14 protein-coding genes are annotated in these 26,357 nt (G+C 61.1%); 6 read left to right on the plus strand and 8 right to left on the minus strand.

The window, feature by feature from the left end:
• Positions 1 to 30 precede the first annotated feature (30 nt).
• Positions 31 to 1,044: a GNAT family N-acetyltransferase gene (locus AC1DSG_RS03360; RefSeq protein ID WP_477789580.1), complete on the plus strand. Its 1,014-nt coding sequence runs from the start codon at positions 31 to 33 to the stop codon at positions 1,042 to 1,044.
• A gap of 154 nt (positions 1,045 to 1,198) precedes the next feature.
• On the opposite strand, the gene AC1DSG_RS03365 is transcribed toward AC1DSG_RS03360, so the two are convergent.
• Complete coding sequence (locus AC1DSG_RS03365) at positions 1,199 to 1,747, minus strand: RNA polymerase factor sigma-70 (RefSeq protein ID WP_007943290.1); 549 nt, start codon at positions 1,745 to 1,747, stop codon at positions 1,199 to 1,201.
• A gap of 381 nt (positions 1,748 to 2,128) precedes the next feature.
• Between AC1DSG_RS03365 and AC1DSG_RS03370 the strand changes: the two genes are divergently transcribed.
• Positions 2,129 to 15,112 carry a non-ribosomal peptide synthetase gene (locus AC1DSG_RS03370; protein WP_477789581.1) on the plus strand — a complete coding sequence of 4,328 codons (12,984 nt, stop codon included), beginning with the start codon at positions 2,129 to 2,131 and terminating at the stop codon, positions 15,110 to 15,112.
• A gap of 117 nt (positions 15,113 to 15,229) precedes the next feature.
• Here the strand turns inward: AC1DSG_RS03370 and dsbG are convergent, their stop codons facing one another.
• The 3 genes from dsbG to dsbD are packed head-to-tail and all read right to left on the minus strand — an operon-like array spanning position 15,230 to position 18,575.
• Complete coding sequence (gene dsbG / locus AC1DSG_RS03375) at positions 15,230 to 16,000, minus strand: thiol:disulfide interchange protein DsbG (protein WP_477789582.1); 771 nt, start codon at positions 15,998 to 16,000, stop codon at positions 15,230 to 15,232.
• Complete coding sequence (locus tag AC1DSG_RS03380) at positions 15,976 to 16,842, minus strand: TlpA family protein disulfide reductase (protein ID WP_477789583.1); 867 nt, start codon at positions 16,840 to 16,842, stop codon at positions 15,976 to 15,978. The genes dsbG and AC1DSG_RS03380 overlap by 25 nt, the downstream gene beginning before the upstream one ends.
• Positions 16,842 to 18,575 carry a protein-disulfide reductase DsbD gene (gene dsbD, locus AC1DSG_RS03385; protein ID WP_477789584.1) on the minus strand — a complete coding sequence of 578 codons (1,734 nt, stop codon included), beginning with the start codon at positions 18,573 to 18,575 and terminating at the stop codon, positions 16,842 to 16,844. The genes AC1DSG_RS03380 and dsbD overlap by 1 nt, the downstream gene beginning before the upstream one ends.
• Before the next feature lie 153 nt (positions 18,576 to 18,728).
• On the opposite strand from dsbD, the gene AC1DSG_RS03390 reads away from it, so the two are divergent.
• The 4 genes from AC1DSG_RS03390 to AC1DSG_RS03405 all read left to right on the plus strand — a co-directional run bounded on the left by AC1DSG_RS03390 (position 18,729) and on the right by AC1DSG_RS03405 (position 22,579).
• On the plus strand, positions 18,729 to 19,409 hold the full coding sequence (locus AC1DSG_RS03390) for a response regulator (RefSeq protein ID WP_477789585.1): 681 nt from the start codon (positions 18,729 to 18,731) through the stop codon (positions 19,407 to 19,409).
• Positions 19,406 to 20,731, plus strand: a complete 1,326-nt coding sequence (locus AC1DSG_RS03395) for an ATP-binding protein (RefSeq protein WP_477789586.1) — start codon at positions 19,406 to 19,408, stop codon at positions 20,729 to 20,731. The genes AC1DSG_RS03390 and AC1DSG_RS03395 overlap by 4 nt, the downstream gene beginning before the upstream one ends.
• A 126-nt stretch (positions 20,732 to 20,857) precedes the next feature.
• Positions 20,858 to 22,270, plus strand: coding sequence for a diaminobutyrate--2-oxoglutarate transaminase (locus AC1DSG_RS03400; RefSeq protein WP_477789587.1), 1,413 nt, complete (start codon positions 20,858 to 20,860; stop codon positions 22,268 to 22,270).
• An 81-nt stretch (positions 22,271 to 22,351) separates the two neighbouring features.
• Positions 22,352 to 22,579 (plus strand): MbtH family protein, encoded by a 228-nt coding sequence (locus AC1DSG_RS03405; RefSeq protein ID WP_477789588.1) that lies wholly within the window; start codon positions 22,352 to 22,354, stop codon positions 22,577 to 22,579.
• A 185-nt stretch (positions 22,580 to 22,764) separates the two neighbouring features.
• On the opposite strand, the gene AC1DSG_RS03410 is transcribed toward AC1DSG_RS03405, so the two are convergent.
• The 4 genes from AC1DSG_RS03410 to AC1DSG_RS03425 are packed head-to-tail and all read right to left on the minus strand — an operon-like array spanning position 22,765 to position 26,323.
• Entirely contained in the window at positions 22,765 to 23,667 is a 903-nt protein-coding gene (locus tag AC1DSG_RS03410; protein WP_477789589.1) for a metal ABC transporter substrate-binding protein, read from the minus strand.
• Positions 23,668 to 24,567, minus strand: coding sequence for a metal ABC transporter permease (locus AC1DSG_RS03415; protein WP_027925783.1), 900 nt, complete (start codon positions 24,565 to 24,567; stop codon positions 23,668 to 23,670).
• Positions 24,567 to 25,409, minus strand: a complete 843-nt coding sequence (locus tag AC1DSG_RS03420; protein WP_477789590.1) for a metal ABC transporter ATP-binding protein — start codon at positions 25,407 to 25,409, stop codon at positions 24,567 to 24,569. The genes AC1DSG_RS03415 and AC1DSG_RS03420 overlap by 1 nt, the downstream gene beginning before the upstream one ends.
• Entirely contained in the window at positions 25,406 to 26,323 is a 918-nt protein-coding gene (locus AC1DSG_RS03425; protein WP_477789591.1) for a metal ABC transporter substrate-binding protein, read from the minus strand. Before AC1DSG_RS03425 ends, AC1DSG_RS03420 begins: the two co-directional genes overlap by 4 nt.
• Positions 26,324 to 26,357 lie beyond the last annotated feature (34 nt).

Raw genomic sequence — 26,357 nt, forward strand, 5'->3', positions numbered from 1 at the left:
GAATAGTCAACGATATCGTGAGCCCGACCTATGCCCAATCTGAATGACCTGACTGCCCTGGTGTTGCCTTTCGAAGGACCGCTTGTAGCGGATGAAACCGAAAACCGGCTGCACTTCAGCCTGCGAGGGCAGCCACTGATTCAGCTGCACCTGAGTCGTGAGTCCGAGTTACAGGTGCAGGTAGAAAAACATTTTGGCCATCCCGTCGGACAGGCCATTCAATCGGCGTGTTATTGGCTGTTTGCCCGTGATCCAGCCTGTCAGCGCCTGACCTGGCAGCTCGATGAAACGCCCATCCAGGCCCTGCTCAGCGGCTTGCTGATTCCCGGCGAAGTGGTTGGCCAATATCACTGCTTGCGCACACTGTTCTGGCAATTGCCGCAGCCATGGCTGGTCAAGGGACCGACGCCCAGTTACCCACAACATCCGGTCATCAGCGATAGCAAGCGCCATCCGCTGCGTCCATTGAAGCCGTGCGRTGAAGTCTATCGGCGCTTTGATGCGCGCCTCGGTGCCTGGATTTCCCTGCGCACGGTGGACATTGAACAGGACCTGGAGCGTTTCAATCGCTGGCAGAACAACCCGCGCGTAGCGAGTTTCTGGCAGGAGGAGGGCAGCCTCGAACAACATCGCCAATACCTGAGCAAACTGGCGGCGGACCCGCACACGGTGACCTTGATTGGCTGTTTCGATGATCAGCCGTTTGCCTATTTTGAAGCGTATTGGGCCAAGGAAGATCGCATCGCGCCGTTCTATGACGCTGGCGATTATGACCGTGGTATTCACATGCTGGTGGGTGAAGAAAACCACCGGGGGCCACGCAAAGTCGCGAGCTGGTTATCGGCGCTGGTGCATTACCTGTTTCTCGACGATCCGCGTACCCAGCGGGTGGTGGCCGAGCCTCGGGCCGACAACGCCAGGATGATCGGGCACATGCAGGGGCAGGGCTTTTACTGCGAGAAGGAGTTCGACTTTCCGCACAAGCGCGCGGCGTTGATGGTGTTGGGGCGGGAGCGGTTTTTTGATCGGTGTTCGTTGGCTTGATGCTTAAGGCTCAAGATCTATAGGGGGCTTGAGTCCGCCTTCGCGAGCAGGCTCGCTCCCACAGTAGATCTCCAGTGCTCACACATCGCTTGTTCACCGCAGATCCAATGTKGGAGCGAGCCTGCTCGCGAATGGGGCGACGCCGATTTCAGATTTAGCGACGAGCAAAGGTATCCGCACGACTCCCCGATACCTTGCGGCAGTGCACCAGCGCATCGCGAATCATGAAGTTCACCAGGGTCGGCGATACACCGAGTTCCTTGGCAATGTCCTTCTGCGGCACCCCGTGCAGGCGGTACATCTCAAAGGCGTAGCGGGTACGGCTCGGCAGCTCCGTCAGTGCATCGGCAATGTGCTCAAGGGTCGAGAAATTGATGTGCGAGGTCTCGGGGGAGGCACCTTGAATCACCACGTTCAGACCTTCCTCTTCAGGGCCGGAATACTTTTGTTCCAGCGCCTGCTTGCGGTAGTGGTCGATCGCCAGGTTGCGCACGATCTGGAACAGATAGCTGAGCTGAGCCTTGAAGGACGATGTGATCGCCGGTGCTGATTGCAGCCGGAAAAACGCATCCTGCACCACGTCTTCAGCGCGTGACCTGCACCCGGTGATACGGGCTGCAATTTTGACCAGGATCAGTCGATTGTCGACGAAGGCTTGAAGTAGCGGTGAATCGCACCTGCTTGTGGATACTGGTTCCATCATGGAAATCACCCTGCTGCAAAAAGGTTGGCGGGACGACTCGCAACCTGCTTCGCCCTGCGCGTCGAGCGACAAATTAGGTTGAATGATAATGATTGTCAATTGAGAAAGAGAATTAATGCGCCCGTGTGGTGCAAAGTGCGAACTGCCGCACGCCGATGCCCTTGCATGCAGTAATCATCCCCGCTGGCTATCCGGCCTGCCGACTAATTATTTCAAGACGTCATCCGTTCCCATTGGTGTAAGGCGCAGGGTCAATCCCGGCCAAACCCGCATTCCCATTGCCTTGCGCGGTCGGCAAAGACCGCGTCGTGCGCGCCTTCCCATGGGCGTGCTGTCAGAAAACCGATTCCACTTGCAAGCCGAAATCAGGCAGGAAACCTCATGACCGACGCGTTCGAACTCCCAAGCACTCTGGTCCAAGCCCTCCAGCGCCGCGCGGCCCTGACGCCGGATCGGGTGGCCTTGCGTTTTCTCGCCGACAGCCCGGACCAGGCGGTGGTACTCAGCTATCGCGAGCTGGACCAGCGCGCGCGAACCATTGCCGGAGCGTTGCAGGCCCAGACCGAATTTGGCGATCGCGCGGTACTGCTGTTTCCCAGTGGCCCGGATTACGTCGCCGCGTTTTTTGGCTGTTTGTATGCGGGGGTGATCGCGGTTCCGGCCTATCCGCCGGAGTCGGCCAAACGTCACCACCAGGCGCGTCTGCTGTCGATCATCAGCGATGCCGAGCCGCGCGTGCTGCTGACCAGCGCCGATCTGCGCGACGCATTGCAGCAGATCGAAGACGCGCCGTTGTTGCTATGCGTCGACACCCTCGAGGCTGAAAGGGCGAACCGCTGGATCGAGCCGAACCTCCAAGACGACCACATTGCCTTCCTGCAATACACTTCCGGTTCCACCGCGTTGCCCAAAGGTGTGCAAGTCAGCCACGGCAACCTCGTGGCTAATGAACTGTTGATTCGCCACGGCTTTGGCATCGATCTAAACCCTGATGACGTGATCGTCAGCTGGCTGCCGCTGTACCACGACATGGGGTTGATCGGTGGTCTGTTGCAACCGATTTTCAGCGGCGTGCCGTGCGTGTTGATGTCCCCGGCGTACTTCCTCGGTCGACCGTTGCGTTGGCTGGAGGCAATCAATGAATACGGCGGCACCATCAGCGGCGGGCCGGATTTTGCCTATCGGCTGTGCAGCGAACGCGTCAGCGAATCGGCCGTGGAGCGCCTCGACCTGAGTGGCTGGCGAGTGGCGTATTCTGGTTCCGAACCGATTCGCCTCGACACCCTGGAACGCTTCGCCGAGAAATTCGCTCCGTGCGCTTTTACTCCGGACAGTTTCATGGCGTCTTACGGGCTGGCCGAAGCAACGTTGTTCGTTGCCGGCAGCCCTCGGGGGCAGGGCATTGGCAATCTGCGCGTGGACGATCAAGCCTTGGCACAAAACCGCGCTGAGCCGGGCGAGGGCCGCGCGGTCATGAGTTGTGGCATCAGCCAGCCGGATCACGCTGTGCTGATTGTCGATCCGGTCGCACACACTGAGCGGGTCGACAATACCGTTGGCGAAGTCTGGGCCAGTGGGCCGAGCATCGCCCTCGGCTATTGGCGCAACCCCGAGGCCAGCGCCAAGGCTTTCGTCCAGTACGAGGGCCAGACCTGGCTGCGCACCGGCGACCTGGGCTTTATGCGCGACGGTGAACTGTTCATCACCGGGCGCCTGAAAGACATGCTGATCGTTCGCGGACACAACCTTTATCCGCAGGACATCGAGCAGACCATCGAGCGTGAAGTGGACGTGGTGCGCAAAGGTCGTGTCGCCGTTTTCGCAGTGCACAGCGACGGCCAGGAAGGCATTGGCATCGCCGCCGAAATCAGCCGCAGCGTGCAGAAAATCCTGGCTCCCGAAGCACTGATCAACGCCATCCGCCAAGCCGTGGCTGAGGCCTTTCAGGAAGCGCCGAGCGTGGTGGTATTGCTCAATCCGGGGGCGTTGCCCAAGACCTCCAGTGGCAAGTTGCAACGCTCGGCGTGCCGCAATCGCCTGGCGGACGGCAGTCTGGACAGTTATGCGCTGTTTCCGTCAGCGGTCACCGAAAGGGAAGGAAAGCCCGAATCGGGTTCTGAACTGCAAACCCTGATCGGCCAGATCTGGGGCRAACAATTGCAGGTCAAACAGGTCCATGCCGACGACCATTTCTTCCTGCTCGGCGGTAACTCCATTGCCGCCACTCAAGTGGTCGGGCGGCTGCGTGAAGAACTGAATCTTGAGCTGAACCTGCGCCTGCTGTTTGAAGCGCCGACCCTCGGTGCGTTTGCCATCGCAGTGGCTAAGCAACAACAGGATGGCGGCCTGGCCCAAGGCGCGATCACCCCATTGTCGCGCACCGAAGCCATGCCGCAATCGCTGGCGCAAAACCGCCTGTGGATCACTTGGCAACTCGACCCGCACAGCAGCGCCTACAACATTCCCGGTGCGTTGAGTTTGCGCGGCGAGCTGGATGAAGACGCGCTGCGCGCCAGCTTCCAGCAGCTGATCGAACGTCACGAATCCCTGCGCACGCGATTCTTCGAGCGTGACGGCGTGGCGTTGCAACAGGTGGATGCAGCCGCTGAATTCAACCTGCAATTGATCGACATCAGTGACTTGCCGGCTGCCGAGCGTGAAGCCCGTGCAGCGCAAATCCGTGAAGACGAAGCCCGTACTCAGTTCGATCTGGAGAAAGGCCCGCTGCTGTGGGTGACCCTGGTGCGCCTTGCTGAAGAGGAGCATCAACTGCTGGTGACGATGCACCACATCATCGCTGACGGTTGGTCGCTGAACCTGCTGATCGACGAGTTCTCGCGCCTGTACGCCGCTGAGTTCCAAGGACAAACCGCAGCGCTTGCGGCATTACCGACCCGGTACGTCGACTACGGCAGTTGGCAGCGTCAATGGCTGGCGCAAGGGGAGGGCGAGCGTCAGCTGGCTTACTGGAAAGCCCGGTTGGGCGACGAACACCCGACCCTAAGTCTGGCCACCGACCATCCGCGTTCGGCGCAGCATACTCATGGCGCTGCTCGTCATTCCGTCAAGCTGGACGCGACCTTGAGCGGTGCCATTCGCCAGACCGCACAGGCTCATGAAGCAACACCGTTCATGCTGTTACTCGCCGCGTTCCAGAGTCTGTTGCACCGCTACAGCGGCCAGCGTGACATCCGCATCGGTGTGCCGAATGCCAACCGTCCACGACTGGACACCCAAGGGCTGATCGGCTTCTTCATCAACACTCAGGTGCTGCGTGCCGAGGTGGATTCGCGGCAGCCTTTCGCTGAGTTGTTGGCGCAAACCCGGCAGAGCGCATTGGGCGCCCAGGCGCATCAGGACTTGCCCTTTGAACAACTGCTCGAAGCGTTCCCGCAAGCCCGCGAGCAAGGCCTGTTCCAGGTCATGTTCAACCACCAGCAACGGGATTTGAGTGCACTGCGCCGCCTGCCGGGATTGCTTGCCGAAGAGCTGCCGTGGCACAGCCGCGAAGCCAAGTTCGACCTGCAACTGCACAGTGAAGAAGATCAAAAGGGTCGCCTCAGCCTGTCTTTCGACTACGCCAGCGAACTGTTCGACGCGCCGACCATCGAGCGTCTGGCCGAACACTTCAGCAACCTGTTGCGCGCCATTTGCGAACAACCGGACACCGCCATCGGTGACCTGCCGCTGCTGACCCCGAACGAGCTCGACCAGCAAACAGCCTGGAGCGAGGCGCCCTGCACACCAGCCAACCAATGGCTGCCGCAACGGCTCAACGAACAGGCGCGCCTGACGCCTGAGCGCACCGCCCTGATGTGGGACGGTGGGACCATGGACTTCGCCGACCTGCACACCCAGGCCAACCGACTCGCGCATTACCTGCGCGACAAAGGCGTTGGCCCGGACGTGTGCGTGGCCATCGCGGCCGAGCGTTCGCCGCAATTGCTGATTGGCGTGCTGGCGATCATCAAGGCCGGTGGCGCGTATGTGCCACTGGACCCGGAGTACCCGGCCGAGCGGCTGGCCTACATGCTCAGTGACAGCGGCGTCGAGTTGCTGCTGACCCAAAGCGGATTGCTTGAGCGATTGCCGGCCACCGATGGCGTCAGCGTGATCGCCATGGACGCGCTCACTCTCGACCGTTGGCCGAGCCATGCGCCAGGGCTGCATCTGAACGGCGACAACCTCGCCTACGTGATCTACACCTCGGGTTCCACCGGCCAGCCAAAGGGTGTCGGCAACACCCATGCGGCGCTGGCCGAGCGGCTGCAATGGATGCAAGAAACCTATCGCCTGAACGACAGCGACGTGCTGATGCAAAAGGCGCCGATCAGTTTCGACGTATCGGTCTGGGAATGCTTCTGGCCGCTGATCACCGGCGCCCGTTTGCTGATTGCCGGCCCCGGCGAACACCGTGATCCGCATCGCATCGCCCAGTTGGTTCAGCAGTACGGCGTCACCACATTGCACTTCGTACCGCCGCTGCTTTCGCTGTTTATCGACGAACCGCTCACCGCTGAATGCACCAGCCTGCGCCGCGTATTCTCCGGCGGCGAAGCCTTGCCGGCGGAACTGCGCAATCGCGTGCTTGAACAATTGCCCGCTGTTCAGCTGCACAACCGATACGGTCCAACCGAAACCGCGATCAACGTGACCCATTGGCATTGCACCCCGGTCGATGGCGAGCGCTCGCCGATTGGCCGTCCGTTGGGCAATGTCATTTGTCGCGTGCTCGACAGTGACCTCAACCCCGTGCCGGCCGGTGTATGCGGCGAACTGTGCATTAGCGGCATCGGCCTGGCGCGCGGCTATCTGGGCCGTCCGGGCCTGACCGCCGAACGTTTTGTCCTCGATCCGCTGGGCGAGCAGGGCGCTCGTCTGTACCGTACCGGCGACCGCGCACGCTGGACCGTCGATGGTGTGCTCGAATACCTCGGTCGTCTCGATCAGCAGGTCAAACTGCGCGGCTTCCGTGTCGAAACGCAAGAAATCGAAGCACGGTTGCTGGCGCAGGAGGGCGTCGCGCAAGCCGTGGTGTTGGTGCGCGAGACGGCGGCTGGCGGGCAGTTGATCGGTTACTACACCACTACTGAAATTCGCGAAACGGAAGACGCTCAGACCGCGCGCCTGAACACTGCACTGGCGGCTGAACTGCCGGACTACATGGTCCCGGCGCAGTTCATGCGTCTGGAACTAATGCCCCTGAGCCCAAGCGGCAAGCTCGACCGTCGTGCCTTGCCCGAGCCGCAATGGCAGGTACGCGAACACGTCGAACTGATCACCGTGCTGGAGCAACACATCGCCGGCATCTGGCGCGAAGTGTTGGGCCAGACTCAAATCGGACTGCGCGACGACTTCTTCGCCCTCGGCGGCCATTCGTTGCTGGCCACGCAAATCATTTCCCGCACCCGCCAGGCCTGCGACGTCGAATTGCCGCTGCGTGCGTTGTTCGAGAACAGTGAGCTGGGCGCGTTCGCCGAGCAGGTCCGGCTGATTCAGGTCAGCGGCAAGACCAATAAACAGCCACCGATAGAGAAAGTTGACCGCAACCAGCCTGTGCCGCTGTCCTATTCCCAGCAGCGCATGTGGTTCCTCTGGCAGATGGAACCAGACAGCCCGGCGTACAACGTCGGCGGTATGGCACGACTGCGTGGCGTACTCGATGTCGGGCGTTTTGAGGCCGCGCTGCAAGCGCTGATCATGCGTCACGAAACCCTGCGCACCACGTTCCCGAGCGTCGATGGCGTCGCTCGGCAACAGGTCCATGGGCAAACCCACCTGCGCATGGACTGGAAGGATTTTTCGGCACTGGCTGGCGAGGTCCGCGAGCAACGGGTCCAGCAACTGGCTGACGACGAGGCGCATAGACCTTTCGATCTGGAAACCGGCCCACTGTTGCGTGCCTGCCTGGTCAAGACCGCCGAGCACGAACATTTCCTGGTGCTGACCCTGCACCACATTGTCACTGAAGGCTGGGCGATGGACATTTTCGCCCGGGAACTGAGCGCGCTCTACGAAGCCTTCGTCGATGACCGCGAATCACCGCTGGCGCCGCTGCCGGTGCAGTATCTGGATTACAGCGTCTGGCAGCGTCAATGGCTGGAGTCCGGCGAGCGTCAGCGCCAACTCGATTACTGGACCGCGCAATTGGGTCACGAGCACCCGCTGCTGGAATTGCCGGCGGACCGACCGCGTCCACCTGTGCAAAGTCATCGAGGCGAACTGTTCCGTTTCGACCTTAGCGATGACCTCGCTGCACGAGTCCGCGCCTTCAATGCGCAAAACGGTCTGACCCTGTTCATGACCATGACCGCCGCGCTGGCCGTGCTGCTTTACCGCTACAGCGGCCAGACGGACCTGCGCATCGGCGCACCGGTGGCCAACCGGATTCGTCCGGAGAGCGAAGGGTTGATCGGGGCGTTCCTCAACACCCAAGTGCTGCGTTGCCAGCTCGACGGGCAGATGTCCGTCGGTGAATTGTTCGAGCAGGTTCGCCACACCGTGATCGAAGGCCAGTCCCATCAGGACCTGCCGTTTGACCATCTGGTGGAAGCGTTGCAGCCACCGCGCAGCGCGGCTTACAACCCGTTGTTCCAGGTGATGTGCAACGTGCAGCGCTGGGAATTCCAGCAGAGCCGCACCCTGGCCGGTATGACTGTCGAGTACCTGGCTAACGATGCGCGAGCAACCAAGTTTGACCTCAATCTGGAAGTCACCGATCTCGACCATCGCCTCGGTTGCTGTCTGACCTACAGCACTGATCTGTTCGACGAGCCGCGCATCGCGCGCATGGCCGGGCATTGGCGAAACTTGCTGGAAGCGCTGCTGGCCGACCCACAACAGCACCTCAGTGAATTGCCGTTGCTGGACGTCAGCGAACAGCAAAATCTGTTCGATAGCCTCGGCGTCGAGCCGGGTGAGCATCGCCTCGACCAGTGCATTCATCACCTGTTCAGCGAGCAGGCGCTGACGCGAAAAGACGCGCCGGCCCTGACCTTTGCCGGGCAGACCCTGAGTTATGCCGAACTCGACAGCCGCGCCAATCAACTGGCCTGGATGCTCCGCGAGCGCGGCGTCGGTCCGCAGGTGCGCGTTGGTCTGGCGCTTGAGCGATCGCTGGAAATGGTCATCGGCCTGCTGGCGATTCTCAAGGCCGGTGGCGCCTATGTGCCGCTGGATCCGGAATATCCGCTGGACCGCTTGCATTACATGATCGAAGACAGCGGCATCGGTTTGTTGCTCAGCGATGCGGCGATGTTTGAAGCCCTCGGTGAGTTGCCGGCCAACGTCACTCGTTGGTGCCTGGAGGACGATGCCGCCGAACTTGCCAACTACCCGACCACCGAGCTGCCGTTGATCAGCCTGCCGCAACATCAGGCCTACCTGATTTACACCTCCGGCTCCACCGGAAAACCGAAAGGCGTGGTGGTGGCCCATGGTGAAATCGCCATGCATTGCCAAGCGGTCATTCAACGCTTCGGCATGCGTCCGGACGACTGCGAATTGCACTTCTATTCGATCAACTTCGACGCCGCGACCGAGCGTTTGCTGGTGCCGCTTTTGAGTGGTGCACAAGTGGTTTTGCGGGCGCAAGGGCAGTGGGATGCGCAAGAAATCTGCAGTTTGATTCGCCATCACAACATCAACATCCTCGGCTTCACCCCGAGCTACGGCAGCCAATTGGCGCAATGGCTGGCGACCCGGGGCGAAACCTTGCCGGTGCGCATGTGCATCACTGGTGGCGAGGCCCTGACGGGTGAGCACCTGGCGCGCATCCGCGCAGCGTTCAAGCCGAGTCTGTTTTTCAACGCTTACGGGCCGACCGAAACCGTGGTCATGCCGCTGGCCAGTCTCGCGCCCGAACTGCTGGAAGAAGGTATGGGCAGTGTGCCGATTGGCAACGTGATCGGTGCACGGGTGGCTTACATTCTCGATGCGGACCTGGCCCTCGTACCGCAAGGGGCGACCGGCGAGTTGTACGTTGGCGGTGCCGGTCTGGCGCAGGGTTATCACCAGCGTCCGGGCATGACCGCTGAGCGTTTCGTTGCCGATCCGTTTACTGCCAACGGCGGGCGCCTGTACCGCACCGGCGACCTGGTGCGCCAGCGCGCCGATGGGTTGGTGGAGTACCTCGGACGGATCGACCATCAAGTGAAGATTCGCGGTTTCCGCATCGAGTTGGGCGAGATCGAAACCCGCCTGCTGGAACATGCATCGATCCGTGAAGCCGTGGTGCTGGCGCTTGAAGCGCCGAGCGGCAAACAACTGGTGGGCTATATGGTCACCGAGGTCGCCGAGCAGGACGAAGCGCAACAAGCGGCACTGCGCGATGCCCTCAAGGCGCACCTCAAATCACAACTGCCGGATTACATGGTGCCGACGCGCTTGATCCTGCTCGCCAGCATGCCGCTGACCGCTAACGGAAAACTGGATCGCCGTGCATTGCCGGCGCCGGACCCGGAGCTGAACCGCCAGCACTATGTGGCGCCGAGCAGTGCGCTGGAACTGACCCTGGCCGCGATCTGGTGCGAAGTGCTGAACGTCCCGCAGGTCGGCCTCAACGACAACTTCTTCGAACTGGGTGGCGATTCGATTCTGTCGATCCAGGTGGTCAGCCGGGCACGGCAGCAGGGCATCCATTTCAGCCCGCGCGACCTGTTCCAGCACCAGACCGTGCAAACCCTGGCTGCCGTGGCGACCCGCACCAAACAGGTCACCGCCGAGCAAGGCTTGCTCACCGGTGAATCACGTTTGACGCCGATTCAGCACTGGTTTTTCGACACTGATATTCCTGAGCGTCAACACTGGAACCAGGCGTTGCTGCTGGAACCGACCGTGGCGCTAGAGCCCCATCGCCTGGAGCAAGCATTGTTGGCGGTGATCGAGCAGCATGACGCCTTGCGCCTGGGTTTTACGGAATTAGCCGGGCAATGGCGAGTCGAACATCAGCCGGTGTCCGACACCGAACTGTTGTGGCAAGTGCGCATACCAACCATGGACCAGTGCGAGGCGTTGTTTGCCGATGCCCAGCGCAGCCTCGACCTCGAAACAGGACCATTGCTGCGAGCGTTGCTGGTCGATGGCCCCGAGGGGCAACAACGGCTGTTCATTGCCATTCACCACTTGGTGGTCGACGGTGTTTCGTGGCGGGTGCTGCTGGACGATCTGCAAATGGTTTACCGTCAACTGGTGGCCCGGCAAGCGGTTAACCTGCCGGCCAAAACCAGTGCCTTCAGAGACTGGGCGGCACGCTTGCAGGCCTACGCCGGCAGCGAGTCCCTGCGCGAAGAACTGGATTGGTGGCAGTCGCAACTGGCCGGCCCTGATGTCGCGCTGCCGTGCGATCGTCCCGAGGGCGGTCGGCAGAATCGCCATGCACAAACCGTCAGCGTGGGCCTCGATGCCGAGCAGACTCGCCAATTGCTGCAACAGGCCCCGAGTGCTTACCGCACGCAGGTCAACGACCTGTTGCTGACGGCGCTGGCCCGCGTGCTGTGTCGCTGGAGCGGCGACGAATCGGCATTGATTCAACTGGAAGGTCACGGTCGCGAAGCCCTGTTCGACGAGATCGACCTGACCCGCACCGTTGGCTGGTTTACCAGCGCCTATCCGCTGCGACTGACCCCGCAGGAGGGGCAGGGCGCCTCGATCAAAGCAATCAAGGAGCAATTGCGCGCCGTGCCGCACAAAGGCTTGGGTTATGGCGTGTTGCGTTACTTGGCCGACGACCTGTGCCGCCAAACCATGGCCGCGCTGCCGGTAGCTTGGATCACCTTCAACTACCTCGGTCAGTTCGACCAGAGTTTAGGTACGGATGCCTTGTTCCATCCGCTCGATGAAGCGATCGGTGCGGCCCATGATCCTCACGCACCGCTGCCCAATGAGCTGAGCGTCGACAGTCAGGTCTATGGCGGCGAATTGGTGCTGCGCTGGACCTTCAGCGCTGAACGTTACGACCCGCACACCATCGCTGAGCTGGCGGACGCTTATCTGGGCGAACTGCAAGGCCTGGTCGAGCATTGCCTGCAAGACGAGGCGAGCGGCCTGACGCCGTCGGACTTCCCGCTGGCGAAATTGACCCAGGCGCAACTCGACGCGCTGCCGGTTCCGGCGGCCGTGATCGAAGACGTCTATCTGCTGACCCCGATGCAGGAAGGCATGCTGCTGCACACCTTGCTGGAGCCGGGCACCGGGCTCTATTACATGCAGGATCGTTACCGCATCAACAGCGAACTCGATCCGCAGCGTTTCGCCCAAGCCTGGCAAGCGGTGATCGCCCGTCACGAAGCCTTGCGCGCGTCGTTCTGCTGGAACGTCGGCGAAGACATGCTGCAAGTGATCCACAAACCGGGCCGCACGCCGATCGAATACCTTGACTGGAGCGCGATGGCCGAATCCGTGCAAGAACCGACCTTACAGGCCTTGCTGAAACGCGAACGCGAAACCGGCTTCGATCTGCTCAATCAGGCCCCGTTCCACCTGCGTTTGATCAAGGTCGGCGCGGTGCGTTACTGGTTCATGATGAGCAACCACCACATCCTGATCGATGCCTGGTGCCGCTCGTTGCTGATGAACGATTTCTTTGAGATCTACACCGCCCTTGGCGAAGGCCGCGAAGCGCAATTGGCCGCGCCACCGCGTTACCGCGACTACATCGGCTGGTTGCAACGTCAGAGCCTGACCGAAGCGCGGCAGTGGTGGAAAACTAACTTGCAAGGCTTCGAACGGACCACGCCGATTCCGAGTGACCGACCGTTCCTGCGTGAACATGCCGGCGGTAGCGGTGGCATGATCGTTGGTGACTGCTACACAAAACTCGATGCCCATGACGGTGCGCAACTGCGCGAACTGGCGCAGGCGCATCAACTGACCATCAACACCTTCGCCCAAGCGGCGTGGGCCCTGGTGCTAAGACGCTTGAGCGGTGATCGCGACGTGCTGTTCGGCGTCATGGTGGCCGGGCGTCCGGTGGACATGCCGCAGATGCAACGCACGGTCGGGCTGTTCATCAACAGCATCGCGCTGCGGGTGAAGATGCCCGAAGACGATCAGCGATGCAGCGTTCGCCAATGGCTCAGCGCTATGCTCGACAGCAACATGCAGCTGCGCGAGTACGAATACCTGCCGCTGGTGAGCATTCAGGAAAACAGTGAACTGCCCAAGGGCCAGCCGCTGTTTGACAGCCTGTTCGTGTTCGAAAACGCCCCGGTGGAGGTGTCGGTGCTGGACCGGGCGCAAAGCCTCAACGCGACCTCGGATTCGGGCCGCACCCACACCAACTTCCCGCTGACAGCCGTGTGCTATCCAGGCGACGACCTCGGCTTGCACCTGTCTTACGACCAGCGCTATTTCGATGAATCGACCATCGAGCGCATGCTCGGTGAGTTCAAACGCTTGCTGCTGGCACTGGTGGAAGGGTTCCATGGCGACATGGCCGATTTGCCGCTGCTGGGTGCCAAAGAGCAGGACTTCCTGATTCATGGCTGCAATCAGAGCGAACACGAATACCCGCTGGATCACAGTTACGTCGCGTTGTTCGAAGCTCAGGTGGCTCAGCATCCGCAGCGAATTGTTGCCAGTTATCTGGGTCAGCAATACAGCTACGTTGAACTGAACCAGCGCAGTAACCGCCTCGGTCACGCTCTGATTGCCGCCGGTGTCAGGCTGGATCAACCGGTGGCGTTGCTGGGTGAACGTAACCTCGATTTGCTTGGCATGATCATTGGCAGCTTCAAGGCGGGTGCCGGTTACCTGCCGTTGGACCCGGCCCTGCCGAGTCAGCGCTTGAGTCGGATCATCGATCTGAGCCGCACGCCGCTGCTCGTTTGTAGTCAAGCCTGCCGCGAACAAGCGCTGGCGTTGCTGGACGAGTTCGCCTGTGCCCAGCGGCCCAGGTTGTTGGTCTGGGAAAAGGTGCAAGCAAGCGCTATTTCGGTGGCAAACCCGGGCATCTACAGCGGGCCGGATAACCTCGCCTACGTGATCTACACCTCGGGCTCCACCGGTTTGCCGAAGGGCGTGATGGTCGAGCAGCGCGGCATGCTCAATAACCAATTGAGCAAAGTGCCGTACCTGAATCTGAGTGATAACGATGTGATCGCCCAGACCGCTTCGCAAAGCTTCGATATTTCGGTCTGGCAATTCCTCGCCGCACCGTTGTTCGGTGCGCGGGTGGACATCGTGCCGAACGCCATCGCCCATGACCCACAAGGCCTGTTGGCACACGTTTCGGCGCAGGGCATCACGGTGCTGGAGAGCGTGCCATCGTTGATTCAGGGCATGCTCGCCCAGGAACGCATGAGCCTCGACGGTCTGCGCTGGATGCTGCCAACTGGTGAAGCGATGCCGCCGGAACTCGCGCATCAATGGCTGCTGCGTTACCCGGAGATCGGCTTGGTGAATGCCTATGGCCCGGCGGAATGTTCGGATGACGTAGCGTTTTTCCGCGTCGACCTGGCCTCGACGCGCGGCAGCTATTTGCCGATTGGTACGCCGACCGACAATAACCGTTTATACCTGCTCGATGGCGCGCTGGAGCTGGTGCCGTCGGGTTCGGTGGGTGAGTTGTGCGTGGCAGGCACCGGGGTCGGGCGCGGGTATGTCAGCGATCCGCTGCGCACGGCGCAAGTGTTTGTGCCGAACCCGTTCGGGGCGCCGGGGGATCGACTGTATCGCACTGGCGACCTGGCCCGTCGACGCAATGATGGTGTGCTGGAATACGTCGGGCGTATCGACCATCAAGTGAAGATTCGCGGTTACCGCATCGAACTGGGGGAAATCGAAGCGCGTCTTCACGAACAACCGGAAATCCGTGAAGCGGCGGTGGGTGTGCAGGACGGGGTGAACGGCAAGCATCTGGTCGGTTATCTGGTAGCGGCCGATTCGAAGCTCAATCCGACCGAACGACTGGAGCATATCAAGCAAAGGCTGCGCGCCGAACTGCCGGAATACATGGTGCCGTTGCACTGGTTGTGGCTGGATCGCCTGCCGCTCAATGCCAACGGCAAACTCGATCGCAAAGCATTGCCAATGCTGGAGATCGGTCAGCTGCAGAGCCTGGATTATCTGGCGCCGCGCAATGAGCTGGAGCACGCGCTGGCGGATATCTGGGCGCAGGTGTTGAAGGTCGAGAAGGTCGGGGTACGCGACAACTTCTTCGAACTGGGTGGGCATTCGTTGCTGGCAACGCAGATTGCGTCGCGGGTGCAGAAAGCGCTGCAAAGGGATGTGCCGCTGCGGGCGATGTTCGAATGCAGCACGGTCGCGGAGCTCGCTGAGTACATCGAGGGCTTGGCGGCGAATGACATCACCGAGGAGAAGGTGGATCGGCTGAATGACTTGATGGCGGAGTTGGAGGGGCTTTGATTCTCTAGCGGCTTTAAGGGCCCCTTCGCTGGCAAGCCAGCTCCTACGTTGGAATGCATTCCACTTGTGGGAGCGAGCCGGCTCCGGGCGGCGTTCCGACGATGGGGCCGGTCAGGCTTACTTCGGTCCCAGAATCTTCGCCAACTTGTCCGGCGAAGGCGCGCCTTGTTGCTGTTGCAGCTCGCCCTTGTCATCCCTGTAGAAAATCGCCGGGGTTGCCTGCAACTCCAGGTCTTCCATCAACTGCATGTTCGCCGCCAGTTTCGCCTGAATTGCCGGCGGYACCTCCTTGAGGGCTTTTAACGAACTCTCCTTGCCCGCCTTTTCGTGTTCTTCCAGCGCTTTTTCCGGGTCTTTGGCCGCCAGCAGCGCCGCCGATTTGCCCGGACTGTCTTCGCGAATGATCCCGACCATGATGTGCCGCAATTGCACCTTGCCGGCCTTCACCCACGGCCGTGCCTGTTCCCAGAACACGTTGCAATAAGGGCAGTTCGGATCGCTGAACAGATAGACGATACGCGGGGCATCTTTTTTGCCATCAGCGATCCAGTTGCTGGCTTCCATCTTGCCCCAGACTTCCTTGGCCATTGGTGCGTAAACCAGCTTTTGCAACGGTGCGGTGGTCAGGTCGTTGCCCTCGGCATCGAAGAGGTTGCCGAGCAATACATGCTTGCCATCCGGGGTCAGGTACAACGCCATGCCACGGTTCTGGTATTGCGCTGCGTAACCGCGCAAGCCGTCGGGGGCGTCGAACTGGCCGACGATTTTCGCACCCTTGGCTTCGATCTTCTTGATCGCTTCAGGCAGTTCTTCAGCGGCCTGTACCGACGGCAGGTGCAGCAGGGCAGCGCCCAGGGTCAGCGTCAGCAGGTGGCGGAGGCGGGGCATGGCAGTTTCCTTGAAGAGGGGGACGGTGTGGCGGAAGGAGTGGGGTCGAAGTTTTCCAGGGCGCGGGCCAGGCTGGCTTGCGAGAGTTCGCCCAAATGGCTGCCGAGCAGGCGACCGTCATGGCTATAGAACAGCGTCGTCGGCAACGCCATCGAACCCACGGCCTGACCCAAACGACCACTGCCATCGAACAGCACATTGGTCAGGCTCAGGCCCTGGGTTTCGAGGAAGGTGGCGACGCTTTGCATGCTTTCGGCCTGATTGACGAACAGGAAAGTCAGGTCCGGCCGCTGTTGCTGGGCATTTTCCAGTACCGGCATTTCCCGACGGCACGGCGGGCACCAGGTGGCCCAGAGATTGATCACCAGCGGACCGCCCTGGTAATCGGCCAATTGCACGGTTTCACCGGCGGCATTGCGCAAGGTGATTTCCGGCAGGCGTGTGCCTTGTTCGTAAATGCCCAGGGAGAGGGTCGCCAGTAGCCAGAACGCCAGACCGCTGCCCACGCCGAATCCCAGTGGCCGGCGCAAACCCGGTCGTCGCCAGCCGCGATACAACGCCGCGAGCAGCAACACGATCACCCCGGGCCAGGCGAGAAAACCACCGTCGCGCAGGTCGATGATTTGCCACGGATCGTTGCGATAGTGCGTCCAGTAAACGGCGACGAAACTGACCCGGGCCGCCAGCATGCCCGTCAGGAACAGGCTGAACAGCACCGACTCGGGGTTTTCGCCACCCCGCTTGGCCACCCGCCAGCCGACAAACGTCGCCAACGCCAGGGCGCTGATCAGCAGCAGATGATTAAGCGCGATGGCAAAGGTGCCGAGGGTAAAAGTCAGCATTAACGGGCTTCTCGGGTGGTGTTCCAGCGTTGCAGGAAGGTGTCGGCATCGACCTCGCCGGTGATGCGCTGGCTGCGACGCTCTTCGCCGTCGGCACCGATCCACACAAAACTCGGCGGTCCCGGCACTTTATAACGGCCGAGCAGTTCGCGGCTGGCGGCATTGTCGGCGGTCACATCCAACCGGAGCAAGCGCACATCGCTCAACGCTTGCATCACCTTGGCTTTGCCGAAGACCTGTTTTTCCATGACTTTGCACGAGACGCACCAGTCGGCGTAGTAATCCAGTAGCACCCACTGGTCTTGAGCCTTGGCCGCATCCAGTTCACGTTGCAGCGCTTGCGGGTCTTTGATCGTGGTGAAGGCTTCGTGGCCAACAGGTGCGGCGGCACTGGCCGTGTTTGAACCGCGATAGACCTGCAGTGGTTGAAACAAATCGTCGCTACCGCCCGCTGCGCCGATCACCAGCAGGCTGCCCCACAAACCCAGCAGTAACGAACTGACACCGAACACGTGCGCCGTACGGCCAAAACCGCTGGACTGGCGCCAAGCGCTGTAAGCCGCCATCAGCAACAGTGCGCCACACAAACCGATCCATAGCGATTGCTCCAATACCGGGCGCAACATCAGCAACGCCGTGGCAAGGAACAGGAAACCGAAGATGCCTTTGAGCAGGTTCATCCAGGCGCCGGGTTTGGGCAGGAAGCGGTTGCCGATCGTTACCAGCAACAGCAGCGGCACACCGATGCCAATGCCCATGGCGAACAGAATCAGCCCGCCATGCAACGCATTACCGCTTTGCGCGATGTAGAGCAGGGCACCCGCCAACGGCGCGGTCATGCACGGACCCACCAGCAAGCCGGACAAAGCGCCCAGCGCACCAGCGCCGACCAGACTGCCGCCACGCTGATTGCGCGACACGTTTTCCAGGCGGTCGCGCACGGCCACCGGCAGTTGCAGCTCGAAGAAACCGAACATCGGCAACGCCAACAGCACAAACACTGCGGCGAAACTGCCCAGCAGCCACGGGTTTTGCAGCAGCGCTTGCAAGTTCGCACCGAGCAACGCGGCCAACACGCCCATCGCCGCATACACCAGCGCCATGCTCACMACGTAGCTGCCCGCCAAAGCAAACCCACGTTTAGGCGTGGCGCCGCTGCCCACAATCAAACCCGCCAGAATCGGCAGCATCGGCAACGAACAAGGCGTGAACGCCAGCAACAGCCCCAGGCCAAAAAACACCAGCAAACTCCAACCCAGCGCCCGTTGTTGCAGGTCACTGGCCAAGGCTTGATCCGGTGCTTCGTTTGCGCCAACCGGGACGTTACCGCCCAAATCCACCACCTGCGTCTGCGGTGGATAACACAAACCGGCATCGGCACAGCCCTGGAAGCCCACCTTGATCTGCCCGGTCGCGCCGGCCGGGATCTTCAGTTCCAAACCCTGGCGGTAAACCTGTTGTTCCCCGAAGAACTCATCACTGTGCGCTTCGCCTTCCGGCAAGGCGGGATGCTGTTCAGCAGGCAAACCATCGAATTTCAAGCGTTTCTGATAAAGGTAATAACCGTCGGTGATCTGCCAGTAGAGCTGCGTTTCACCCGATTCAAGGCGTTCGGACGTGAAGACGAACGCCTTTTCCACCGGCAGAAATTCAGGTTTGGTGTCGAACGGATTGGTCCCTGCCTGGGCCAGACCCGAGATCAAGAGGACGAAAAATACAAACAGACGACGCATGGGTAAGCCTTATCCCTGTGCAGTTGAGGTGCACAATGGGAGGCGGCGATTAACCAATGATTAACCGCAGTCGCCTTGTCGCCATGGCGCTTGCGGCATAATGTCCGCTTAATCGGCCAACGGCTTAATCACCTTTTTTCTACGGGGCTCCCCATGCACGTATTGGTTTGTGAAGACGATGAGCTGATCGCCAGCGGCATTGTCGCCGGCCTCACCGCACAGGGCCTGACGGTCGAGCATGTCGCCACCGCTTCATCTGCGCGCGCGATGCTCAAGGTCGCTGAATTCGACGTCATGGTGCTCGACCTCGGCCTTCCCGATGAAGACGGCCTGAAACTGTTACAGCAGCTGCGTCACAGCGGTCTGGAGATTCCGGTGTTGATTCTCACCGCACGGGATTCAGTGACGGATCGCGTCGATGGCCTGCAAGCCGGTGCGGATGATTACCTGCTCAAGCCGTTCGACCTGCGTGAACTGGCTGCGCGTCTGCACACGTTGTTGCGCCGGGTAGCCGGGCGCAGCGTCAACCTGATCGAGCATGGTGCCCTGATTTACAACCCCAGCAGCCGCGAAACCCTTCTCGGTGGACAACCGGTGGACTTGTCGCGCCGCGAGCAGGCGTTGTTGCAGGCCTTGCTGCATAACCGCGGTCGCGTGCTCTCCACCGAGCAACTCAAGGACAGCGTCTACGGTTTCAACGACGAACTGGAGAGTAACGCCCTCAACGTCCACATCCATCACCTGCGGCGCAAACTCGGCAACGGAATAGTCGAAACCGTGCGCGGCCTGGGCTATCGCCTGGGGCCGGCTGATGGCGGAGATCAAGTGAAGTGATGAGCCTGCGTTTGCGCCTGAGCCTGACCCTCGGCGCCGCTTTTGCCCTGATTTGGGCCCTGGCCGCGGCCTGGATGCTCAGCGACCTGCGTAATCAGATGATGTTTTCCCTGGACCAGCGACTGGTGGCCTCAGCGCGGATGGTCGCCGGGTTGCTGGAGCAATTGCCGGCACTGCCGAGCAAAGGCGAGGGCACGCATTTCAGTGCGGAGCAATTGAACATTCCCGGCGGTATGGCCTGTCAGGTCAGTTCATTGCGTGGGGAAATTCTCGCCCGCAGTCACAGTGACCCCGAGCAAAAACTGGAAGCCGAGAAAATGGGCTTCCACGATCAGATGATCGACGGTGCGCCATGGCGCAGCTTTACGCTGGCCCGGGGCGATCTGCGCATCACCACCGCCGACCGGCAGATCGAGCGCGAGGCGCTGAACATGTCTATTCTGCTGGCAGCGTCGGTGCCGGTTGGCGTGGCGTTGCTCGGGTGCCTGTGCCTGCTGTGGCTGGGCATCGGCCAAGGGCTGGCACCGCTCAACCGAATGCGTGATGCGCTGATGCGACGCAGCGCCGATTCCCTCGAACCCTTGCAGATTCAGCCGCTGCCCAGTGAGCTGCAACCGTTGCTGGATACCCAGAACCAACTGCTTCAGCGGATCGGCAAGACCATCGAGCGCGAGCGACGTCTGACCGGCGATGCGGCGCATGAACTGCGCAGCCCGCTGACCGCGATCAAGACCCACCTGCAAGTGGCGCGCATGACCGATGGCGCGGCGCGGGATCAATCCCTGGCCCGGGCCGAAGAGGGCGCCGACCGCATGCATCGGACCCTTGAACAATTGCTGTTATTGGCGCGGGTCGAGGGCAGCCTGTCCTTCGATGACGGCGTACAGTGTAGCGCCGAGCAAGTGGCGAAACTGGCGATTCAGGACGCCGCCAGCGGGGATCGACAGCGAATCAAGCTGCAAATGCCGAGCAAGTTCTCCCATGCGCCGGTGCAAATGCCCGCCGTGTTGTCGATTGCCGCGTTGCGCAACCTGCTCGACAACGCCTTGCGCCATACCCCGGGCGATGGGGCCGTGGAATTGAGCCTGGAAACCACCGGCAATCGGGCGCGGTTTCTGGTTCGCGACCATGGGCCGGGGATTGCCGAAGAGGATTTRCAAAACCTGACGCAGCGCTTCTGGCGCAACGGCCAGAGCACCGGTTGCGGGTTGGGGCTGGCGATTGTTCAGGCGATTGTCCAGCGTTGCGGCTGTACGTTGCGGTTCGACAGTCAGCCGGATGGGCTGCGGGTTGAGTTGACCATGCCGCTACAACCGGTCTGACAACCACACAAATCCCCCTGTGGCAGGGCTTCATGCCTTGCCCATGCACAAAGCGTTGTCGAAGGTCTAAATCCTTGAGCCCCTGATGCGTTTCCAGAACAGGAAACCTTATTGAGGTGTCGAGAGATGTCAGTCGCTACCAGCCTTATCGCAGATCAGCCGGCCCGGATTGTCCCGGCGCTCGCCGAGACACTTTACCAATTCAACGAATCGCCGCTGCTGGCCCGTCAAAACCAGCAAGAATCCAATGCCCGTAGCTACCCACGACGCATCCCCCTGGCACTGAAGCGCGCCAAGGGTATTTATGTCGAGGACGTCGAAGGCCGCCATTTCATCGATTGTCTGGCCGGTGCCGGCACGCTGGCGCTGGGGCATAACCATCCGGTGGTGATCGAAGCCATTCAGCAAGTGCTGAGCGATGAGCTGCCGCTGCACACCCTCGACCTGACTACGCCGGTCAAGGATCAGTTTGTACAGGACCTGTTTGGTTTGCTGCCGCTAGCATTGGCGGCCGAGGCGAAGATCCAGTTCTGTGGCCCCACCGGCACCGACGCGGTGGAAGCCGCGTTGAAACTGGTGCGCACCGCCACCGGACGCAGCACCGTGTTGTCGTTCCAGGGCGGTTATCACGGCATGAGCCAGGGCGCTTTGAGCCTGATGGGCAGCCTGGGGCCGAAAAAGCCGTTGGGCGCCTTGCTCAGCAGCGGCGTGCAGTTCATGCCGTACCCCTACGATTACCGTTGCCCGTTCGGCCTAGGTGGCGCGCAGGGTGTGCAGGTCAATCTCAATTACCTGGAAAACCTGCTGAATGACCCTGAGGCCGGTGTGCAATTGCCCGCTGCCGTGATTGTTGAAGTGGTGCAGGGTGAGGGCGGGGTGATCCCGGCCGATCTGGATTGGCTGCGGGGCGTGCGTCGTATCACCGAAAAGGCTGGCGTGGCGCTGATCGTCGATGAAATCCAGAGCGGGTTCGCCCGTACCGGCAAGATGTTCGCCTTCGAGCACGCCGGGATCATTCCGGACGTGGTGGTGATGTCCAAAGCCATCGGTGGCAGTTTGCCGCTGGCGGTGGTGATTTACCGCGACTGGCTCGATACCTGGCTGCCTGGCGCGCATGCCGGGACTTTCCGTGGCAATCAGATGGCCATGGCCGCAGGTTCCGCGGTGATGCGTTATCTGGTCGAACACAAGGTGTGCGAGCACGCGGCGGCGATGGGCGAACGCTTGAGCGAACACCTGCGCATCCTGCAGCGGGATTTTCCGCAATTGGGTGACATCCGCGGTCGCGGCTTGATGCTTGGCGTTGAACTGGTCGACCCGAACGGCGCGCCAGACGCTCAGGGCCATCCACCGATATTTGCTCGTCTGGCACCGCTGGTGCAGCGCGAATGCCTCAAGCGCGGATTGATTCTTGAGCTGGGCGGGCGTCACGGCGGCGTGGTGCGGTTCCTGCCGCCGCTGGTGATCACGGCCGCTGAAATCGATCAGGTGGCGGAGATATTCGGCCGGGCCATGGTGGCCGCCACTGCCAATCTCTAAATTTTTTCGCCCTTTGAACGTTCTTTCTACATAACGGATGCGCACGCCGCGCAGCCCACCCTACAGCGATGGAGAAATACCATGACTTCCGTATTCGACCGCGAGGACATCCTCTTTCAGGTCGTGGTCAACCACGAAGAGCAATACTCGATCTGGCCTGATTACAAAGCGATACCGGCCGGCTGGCGCACGGTGGGCAAGAGCGGTTTGAAAAAGGAATGCCTGGCTTACATCGAAGAAACCTGGACGGACATGCGTCCGCTGAGCTTACGTCTGAAGATGGAGGAGCAGGCGGCTTTGGCTCACTGAATCACTGCGCAAAAAGAAGCCCGCTGGACCGAGAAGGTCAGCGGGCTCTTTCATGCCTGAGAGTTGTGTTGTCTATCAGGTCGCCTTCGCTGGCAAGCCAGCTCCTACATTGGATCAATGGCGCGACACAAATCCCCTGTAGGAGCTGGCTTGCCAGCGAAGAACGATAACGCGGTCCAACTCACTTACGCGCCGTTCAACCCCTTGATCACCAAATCCACATTCCCTTCCAGCTCCGCCACCGGATCCGCCGCATCCACACTCAATACCACCAACCGGCTACCTGCCTCGGCAATCACCGCTTTCACGGCGTCCGAAGGCTGCCGATGATGCAACACCACCGCCACATCGTTTTCCTTGAGCGTCGCCCCCAACTGCTTGAGCGCTTCAGGCGTCCACTCGGCATCCGGCCGCGCATCGATCCCGATCAGCTCCAGATTGAGCGCGCCAATCAAATAGCCGAAGTGATCGCTGAGGCTCATCACGCTAAGGTTGTCGGCACTGGCCAACCGAGCTTCGCTGTCCGCGCTGAACTTGAGCAGGCGCTGTTTCAACACCGCCAGATTAGCCTCGATCCTGGGTTTGGCTTCTGGCGCCAGACGCACCAGATCAGCAGCCATCACATCGGCCATGCGTCCCATGTTGTTGCTGGAAAACCACGGCTGACTGTTCAAACCGTCGACCTTGCTGTCCGGCTGCACGGCGATGCCGGGCAGGGCTCCGTCCACCGGGCGGGCGGCGTCGACTTCAACGATGCGAATGTTGCTGCGACGGGAAATCGGGTAGAGCGGATCATCCGGCCACAACGAACGCAAGCCGRTCACGGCATCGGCATCGGTCGCCAGTTTGGCCAGCGCCGGGGCGCCACGGCCAGTGAAATAAGCGGTCTGACGGCTGCCGGGCAGGTTCGCCGGTGCGGCACGCTCAAGGTTGACGTCGGTGCCCTTGAGCAACACTTCGCCCAGCCCGTAAGTGATCGGCAAGGATGCCAGCACGCGCAGCGGTTTGGCGGTGTCCGTCGCAAAGGAGGTATTGACCAGCCCGCAGAGGGCAACGGCCAGGGTCAGTTGACGCAGAGAAAAAGACATTTATCCGAGGTTCCCTTTCAGGCTGGGGACGACACCGCGCGCAATGGCGGACAGGGCGAAGGCGATACCGGCCACCAGAATGATCGCGGCACCGGACGGAATCGGCAGATCAAAGACTATCGGCGCCAGAATCCCGCACAGCGTGCTAACCGTGGCGATCAGCACCGAACACCAGAAAAAGCCTTTCAGCGACTGACTGAGCAACCGCGCGGCCGCCGCTGGAATCACCAGCAAGGCGCCCACCAGAATCGCGCCGATGACCTTTACCGCCGCCACGGTGATCAGCGTCACCAGAATCACAAACAGATAATCCAGGGTCTTCACCGCCACCCCGCGCACCGCCGCCAGTTGCGGGTTGAAACTGGCCAGCATGATGCGGTTGTACAGCGGCAAGGCCAGCGCCATCACCAGCGAACCGACAATCGCCAATACCGCCAGGTCATTGCCATTGACGGTCAACACCGAACCGAACAACACGTTTTCCAGAATGTGCACGTTGATCTTGCCCGCCAGAATCAGCAGCAGGCTCGCACCCAATGCCAGCGACACGGACAGAAATACGCCAATCAACGTGTCCGGCGCCAGGCCGGTGCGGTTGCGCAGGTAATTGAGCAGGATGCCGAACAGCAAACAGTAGCCAAACAGGCTGCCGTAAGGGCCGGTGTAGGGTTCGCCAAGCAAAATGCCGATGGCCACGCCGGTCAGTGCTGCGTGACCCACCGCTTCGGAGAAAAACGCGAAGCGCTTGACCACCACCAACGTGCCCAAACCGCCCAGCACCGGACCGATCAACAGGCCGGCGAGCAATGCGTTGACCACAAAACCATAGGCCAGCGCCTCGGGCAGGTAACCCGAAGACGCCCAGCCCTGAACCATCAAGCGAAAGGCTTCGTAACTCATCAGGCAGCGCTCCGTGGATGGGTGGAGAACAGGGTCAGCAAGCGTTCCGGGGTCAGTGCCTGTTTCGGCGTGGCGTCGAACAACACCCGGCGATTAAGCCCGGTGACGCGATCCGCCAGACGCCCGACGGCTTCCAGATCGTGCTCGATCCACAGCACGGTGATGCCGCTGCGGCGCCAGTCGCCAAGCAGCCGTTCGAACACTTGAATACCGGCTTCATCCAGTGCCGACATCGGTTCGTCGAGAACCAGCAGCTGCGGTGCCGGGATCAGCCCTTGAGCCAGCAATACCCGTTGACGTTCTCCGCCGGACAACGCACCCATGCGCCGCTTGCGCTTGTCCTGCATGCCAACCCGTTCCAGCGCCTCACCAATCGCCGCCGCGTAGTGTTTGCTCAAGCCGAGGAACGCCGGACGCCGTTGACACATGGCGGCCATGAAATCGTCGACGGTCATTGGCAAGCCGCGATCAAACTCCAGCGCTTGGGGCACGTAGCCGATGGTTCCGGAATCGCCCGGCCACTGGAGGCTCAGGCGACCCTGATGCGGCATCTGCCCGAGCAGGGTCTTGATCAGCGAACTTTTGCCGCCACCGTTGGGGCCGACCAGCGCATGCACGCTGCCGGGCGAGACCTGAAAGGTCACCTTGTCGAGGATCGTGGTGCGCCCGAGGGTCAGGCTGACCTCCGCAAAATCCAGGGTCGGGCCCGAAACCTGTGGGAGCRAGCCTGCTCGCGAATGCGGTGTCTCATTTAAAGATGATGTTGACTGACTTGACGCCTTCGCGAGCAGGCTTGCTCCCACAGGGGATTTGGATTCGTTGAGTGTTTCTTTAGCGGTCATGCCCCAGACTCCTGTATCGCCCGGACCACGGTGTTGAGATTGCCGGTCATTTCTTTTTCGTACTTGTCGGCGGTGTATTCGCCGTAGGAAATGTGCGACAGCGGGTACAGCTTCACCCCGGATTCACACTGGATGGTGTCGACGTAGGTGGAGGGGAAATCCATCTCCGAGAAGATCACTTTCACGTCCAGTTCGCGCAGTTGGTCGATGGTTTTTTTCAACTGGCTCGGGCTTGGTTCGATGCCATGGGCCGGTTCGACCACGGCGGTGACTTCGAGGCCGAATTCACGCAGTAAATAGTCGTAAGCCGCGTGAACCGTGGCCACTCGCAGTTCGGCGTTGGGCGCCTGGGTCAGCTTCGCCAGGGCGTCGGCGCGCATCTGCCGCAAACGCTTGCCGTAGGCGCGAGCGTTCTGGGTGTAGGTTTTGGCGTTGGCCGGGTCGAGCTTGCCCAGTTCACGGGCGATGTTATTGACCTGAGCAATCGAGGCGCTGATCGACAGGAACGTATGCGGGTTTACCACCTTGCCAGCGCCGCGAGCGGCGACGCCGGTGGCGGCCAGCAACGGCACGTTTTCGTTGGCTTCGATCACCGGGATATTCGGCGTTTCACTGACGGCGATCATGCGGTCGGCGAAGTCGTCATGACCGACGCCATTGAGCACGATCACATCGAGCCCGCTGATGCGCTTGATGTCTTCGGCGCGGGGTTCGTAGGCGTGCGGGTTGAAACCGGCCGGAATCAGCGGCACGACCTCGGCCTTGTCGCCGACGATGTTGGCCACGTAGCTGTAATAAGGGTGCAGGGTGATGCCGATGCGCAGGCGTTTGGCGTCGTCGGCATGGGCCAGTGGGGTCAGCAGGCAGGCCAGCAAGCCGACCCATAGCAGGCGCAAGTAAGATGAAATAGGCATGGGAAAGCGGTCTTCTCTCGGGTGAAGGCGAGGG

The organism is Pseudomonas sp. P5_A12, from assembly GCF_056400685.1.